We start from the raw sequence: 5,243 nt of genomic DNA, 5'->3' as shown, positions 1-5,243 counted from the left end.
GGCACTGTTGTTTCCTGAAGAGCGCAGTCTTGAATTAGTGCGAGCCATTCTTGGCGAAGATATGTCGGTAGGTGAAATTTCGGAGTTAGAGCAAGAGACACTTGCAGAGCTTGGCAATATTTTATTGAATAACTGTTTAGCGACCTTGGCTAACTTGCTTCATCAGCAAGTTCAAACCGAAATTCCTCAAGTGTTTAATATTGATACGCCTAACCTACTCAGCCAGTTAACCGTGGATGATGAGCAAGATGACGCATCCATTATTATGTTGGTGCAAATTAAGTTTAGTTTGCGTGAACGAGACTTAGAAGGGTATTTAGCCTTTGTTATTGATGTGCGTTCGGCAGACATATTTATTGCTGCATTACAGCAATACTTAGCTGAGTTAACACAATGATACCCACTACAGTCCCGGCGAAGAATTTATTACCTGAACTGAGTCAGGTTGCATTAGATGAAATAGAAAGTGGCATTATACTGGTTGATGAGCAGCAGAATATACTGTTTTGGAATAAATGGTTAGAGCGATATAGTGGCGTTAGTGCTCAGTTAGCGGTGGGTAAGCGTTTAGAGCAATTATTTGATGAGCCTTTGCCGGCGGTGTTATTAACCGCTATTCAAGATGCTTGCGAACAGCGTTTGTCACGCTTATTGTCTTATCAGTTACACCCTAAATTACTGCCTTTATTTAATCGTAACGCAGCACTTAATCAAACAGCGATACATCACTCTATAGCCCTTAGGCCTCTACACCACAGTGGTGTGGTATTGGTGCAGTTACATAATATTACGACGGCCATTCGTCGTGAACGTCACTTACGCGATAAAGAACAAGCACTGCGCAAGGTGCACTTGGCTCAGTCTGCAGAAAAACAATTTATTGATACTGTATTAGAAACCATGAGTGCTTTAGTGGTGGTAACGGATACCAGTGGTTGCATTGTTAACTTAAATCACAGTGTGGAGCTGCATACCGGTTTTACCCAGCAACAATTACAAGGGCAACCTTTTAAAATGTTATTGGGGCTAGATGGATTAAAGTATTTACCTAACGCGAAGCAATCGACTACTAAATTTAGTGCTTTTACGTGTCGTATGAGTAACGCAAATGGCGAGCCGCTGCATATTCGCTGGACGGTTAAACAAGTAAAAGAAGATGGCGTGCCTGCACGTTATCTTATTTACACTGGGCAAGATATTACGATACAAGACCGAGCAGATGCCTTGTTACGGTTAGAGCGCGAAATGTTGGAGATGGCGACCAGTAATGAGTCAGCCGAGCGAATTTTTGACCATACTTGTTTGTCATTAGAGCGACAATTAGAGTCTTGTCGTGTGGCTGTGGTAAACATAAATGCCGAGCAGCACTTGCAGGTCATTAATGGGCCAAGTTTACCGGACTCATTCTGCCAGCAGTTATATACACTACAAACTGCTCGTTTATTAAAAACCATAAAGGCTAGATTAGAGTTAGGCGGCTTACAAACGTTTGCTGCAGACACGAAAGGTGAACACTGGCAACAATGGCAGTCACTGGCTAGGCAGTATAAAATATCAGCCTGTTGGTTAATACCGATCCAGGTTAATCCGCAGATATCGCAAAGTTTTTTAGCGGTATTTCCCCGTTATCAAAGTATGCCTAATGAGCACGAGCAAATGGTGGTAGAACGTATTGGCCATTTAGCCGCGCTTATTTTAGAGCGCCAGCAGCAGCAAGAACAAATTGAGCACTTAGCTTTATATGATTCGTTAACCGGGCTTGCCAATCGTAGTTTACTGAGTGAACAACTAGTGCGCAGTATTCATAAAGCTCAGCGCGCCCCCCAACATTTTGCCTTACTATTTATTGATTTAGATGGCTTTAAGGCAATTAATGATACCCATGGTCATCATGCTGGTGATGCATTTTTAAGAGAGCTGGGTGTGCGTTTACAGCACCGCTTTCGCGCCACAGATTGTTGTGCGCGCATTGGAGGGGATGAATTTGTAATTTTATTAGAGGATATTGATGATGAAGCCGCCGCTTTTAACGTGGCTGACTCGTTATTAACCCTGATTGCACAGCCCATTGAGTGGGGAGAATTTCAGCTGCAAGTTGCGGCCTCTATCGGGGTTGTGTTGTATCCAGAAGACGGTGACAGTGCTGCGACCTTGTTAACCCGCGCCGATCATGCCATGTATCAAGCTAAGGCAAAAGGTAAAAAGCAAGGTAATGCGAAAGGTCAAATTGTGCGTTTAAAAGATTAACTCACTCCACAAGCATTAAAAAACAGGGCCAAGGCCCTGTTTTTTTAATGTAACTTAAGCGTTGTTTTTAGTATTAAATGACAGCAGCTATCGCATCACATAACGCATCAATATTAGACTTAGTAATGCCTGCCACACTAATGCGGCCAGAGCCGACAATGTAGATAGCAAACTCATCTTTTAGGCGCTCAACCTGGGCTTTGTTTAACCCTGAAAATGAAAACATACCGTTTTGGCGAGCAATAAAGCTAAAGTCTTTGCTTACGCCACGGCTGGCTAGCTTTTCTACAAATAAGGTGCGCATTTCTTGAATGCGATCGCGCATTTCTGCTAATTCTACTAACCAGTCTTCATATAGCGCTTCGTCTTCGGCAATCATGGCGATTACGTTGGCACCGTGCGCCGGTGGGTTAGAGTAAATGGCGCGAATAATGGTTTTTACTTGGCTGAACGAGGCATTCGCCGCGTCGGCGTCTTTGGCCACTAAGGTGAAAGCACCTACACGTTCGTTATACATGCCAAAGTTTTTAGAAAAAGAACTCGCAATCAACAACTCAAGATTGTGCTCAGCAAACACCCGCAGGCCATAAGCGTCTTCATCTATTCCTTTACCAAACCCTTGGTAGGCAAAGTCAAACAAAGGTAACCAGCCTTTTTCTGCTGATAATTTCGCTAACTGCTGCCATTGCTCAGCGGTTGGATCAATACCGGTAGGATTATGGCAACAACCGTGTAGCAGTACCACATCACCTGATTTTGCCTGAGCCAAATCAGCCAGCATGGCATCAAAGTCTAAGTCTTTGGTTTCGGCGTTATAGTAACCGTACTCTTTGATTTCTAAACCAGAAGCGGTAAAAACAGCTTTGTGGTTCGCCCAAGTGGGGTTAGAAATCCAAATAGTATTGCTATTAAGTTGACGAGCAATAAATTCACCGGCAATGCGCAATGCCCCAGTGCCACCAGGAGATTGTGCGGTGCGAGCGCGTTGGTCTTGAATAATGGCCGCATTGTCACCAAACAATAGCTTTTGTACTACGCCGGCATAAGCCGCAACTCCTTCAATGGCAAGGTAGTTTTTGGTGGTTTGCTCTTCAACCAAGCGCGCTTCTGCTTTTTTGACACAACGCAATACCGGCGTATCGCCAGCTTCGTTTTTGTAGATGCCTACGCCCAAGTTTATTTTATTGGTACGAGGATCGTTACGAAAAGTGTCAGTCAGCCCTAAAATGGGGTCGGCAGGTGCAGCGGTGACTTTCTCAAACATAATATATTCAATCCTTGTGAATAAGAGGGTTAAGTTACGCCAAATAATAATATCACAAAAAATGGGTGAGTCCGTTAGTTAAAATCTGGAGATCCCTCAATGAGTGTGGGGTTTTTGGCAGGGGAATGGCCTTATCTCATTGATTAACGCTTACGATATATGTGCAGCCGTGGGATCAATGGCTCGTCTTTGGTGGTGGCCGCGCGGCGCTTTCGTACCTGAGTGGGGGGGTAGCTTTCGAGCGCCGTAATAGCGGGTGGCTCATCTTGGCATAGTAACAAGGGCAAGTGTGCTTTTACCTGTTGTTGACGCGGCTGTATTTCTTCGCGCCAGCGCACATTCACCATAGGGTGGGTTTTAACAGGGCGGCGCAGGCGCAGTTCGGCGGTGTTAGGTACGCGCTTAACGTCATACATCTCGCGTTCTACGCATTGCTGCCAGGTTTGAGCATCGGTGAGCCCAGGCGGCGATAAGCGTGCAGCACTTAGTTGCTTAATAAGGGCGTCTTTATCTACCTTTTGAATAATTTGCTTATTTGCCCACGTAAATCCTAGCCGAGATACCGCATGAGGTAAGAGCACTAAATGACGATACACTTGTAAGGTGATTAAACCGGGTAGGGCGTCGTGTACCAGTGCAAACTTTTGATCTCGGTTACCTGCTGCTTGCACCTGAGCTTTAAACTGATTTTTTAGGTGGTTAATATGCTCAATTAACTCGTGCAACTGAGGCTGGGCTTGGCTTGGCAGAATTAAATAGCCGGGCAGGCGAAAACTGGCCTTGGTAGAACAGTTAGGTTGCATAAACCACTGTTTAAACCCGTCTAATGCGCCGGTAATAGCCTCATTGCCATAGAGTGTGTGCACCGGAATATGAGAGACGGCTTGATGTTCATCACCACTGGCCACGGGAGGCAAACTAAAGCAGGCGGCTTGCACCTGTCCTTTATCAGCTAACTGACTGATATATTGCGCCAGCGCCGTCATGGCGGAGGTTAATTCATTAAAAGTGTGAGTTAAGCGTGCTGCTGGTGTAAACATGTCATTATGCCAACATACAAGGTTTGTCTATAAATTTAACAGCCAAACCCAACAACAGCAAGTAAAAACGATTCGCCCTTTAATCATACCCAATTGCAGCGTATCCGTTGAGTGGTCTCTTTGTTCGACTGTTGTTAAGCCGCTAAGGTGGCGCATTACAACTCTACTTTTAACATAATGTCAGTTGGTGCGAAATGTTATCGGTTAGTGTAGCCCTATACTGCATCGGTTAGCGTTCGATGGGATAAATCCTTTATTTGAGCCTATAGTAATCATTTGTATCCGTATTGCTGTTTCATTTAATGGCAGCTAGCATGATAAAAAGTGAGGTGCCTATGTCACATACATCCAAGCGTTTATCCGGCTATTTTTTTAGATGCGTTTTTATGATTTTTTGTTGTCATACTTCCATAACACAAGCGAATGATGGTTTTGATTATGCTGATTTGGAGGGGAGTCCCAATGTGCAACGGGATATCTCTTACCTGTTCCAAACCGACAGCGCCGTTCAATTTAGCGCAATAGAGCTCACCCAAAAAACGCTAAAGCCACAAGCCTTACCGGATAGCGCATCAGGCAGCGCTGCCTATGCGGGTTATGTCAGCGTTGCAAAAGATAAAAACAGCTTCTGGGTCCTCACCGAAGAGCGTGTGCAGCACCCGACAGACCCGCCGGATGCTGTGCCCTGGTTG

The 5,243-nt window shown here is 44.9% G+C and carries 5 protein-coding genes; 3 read left to right on the top strand and 2 right to left on the bottom strand.

The window, feature by feature from the left end; genetic code table 11:
- Positions 1 to 397 (top strand): hypothetical protein (locus ACTHY5_RS11125; protein WP_441879626.1); only part of this gene is annotated, 397 nt, incomplete at its 5' end.
- Positions 394 to 2,247: a diguanylate cyclase domain-containing protein gene (locus ACTHY5_RS11120; protein ID WP_441879624.1), complete on the top strand. Its 1,854-nt coding sequence runs from the start codon at positions 394 to 396 to the stop codon at positions 2,245 to 2,247. The genes ACTHY5_RS11125 and ACTHY5_RS11120, both read left to right, overlap by 4 nt.
- A gap of 73 nt (positions 2,248 to 2,320) precedes the next feature.
- On the opposite strand, the gene ACTHY5_RS11115 is transcribed toward ACTHY5_RS11120, so the two are convergent.
- Together ACTHY5_RS11115 and tus are read right to left on the bottom strand one after the other, a co-directional pair.
- Positions 2,321 to 3,511 (bottom strand): amino acid aminotransferase, encoded by a 1,191-nt coding sequence (locus tag ACTHY5_RS11115; protein WP_441879622.1) that lies wholly within the window; start codon positions 3,509 to 3,511, stop codon positions 2,321 to 2,323.
- 143 nt (positions 3,512 to 3,654) lie between these two features.
- A complete protein-coding gene (gene tus / locus ACTHY5_RS11110; RefSeq protein ID WP_441879620.1) occupies positions 3,655 to 4,551 on the bottom strand; it encodes a DNA replication terminus site-binding protein in 897 nt (298 codons plus the stop codon).
- A 335-nt stretch (positions 4,552 to 4,886) separates the two neighbouring features.
- Here tus and ACTHY5_RS11105 point away from each other — a divergent pair.
- Positions 4,887 to 5,243: hypothetical protein (locus tag ACTHY5_RS11105; RefSeq protein WP_441879618.1), on the top strand; the 357-nt coding region annotated here is incomplete at its 3' end.

The sequence above is a fragment of the Oceanisphaera sp. genome (genome assembly GCF_052084945.1).
Taxonomy (GTDB): domain Bacteria; phylum Pseudomonadota; class Gammaproteobacteria; order Enterobacterales; family Aeromonadaceae; genus Oceanimonas.
Note: the sequence above shows the minus strand (reverse complement) of the source record. Positions and strands in the feature narration are given on the sequence as shown.

Bases quoted from the DNA above. Each gene is read 5' to 3' on its own strand.
- tus (WP_441879620.1), bottom strand. From the start codon at position 4,551: ATGTTTACACCAGCAGCACGCTTAACTCACACTTTTAATGAATTAACC.
- ACTHY5_RS11120 (WP_441879624.1), top strand. From the start codon at position 394: ATGATACCCACTACAGTCCCGGCGAAGAATTTATTACCTGAACTGAGT.
- ACTHY5_RS11115 (WP_441879622.1), bottom strand. From the start codon at position 3,511: ATGTTTGAGAAAGTCACCGCTGCACCTGCCGACCCCATTTTAGGGCTG.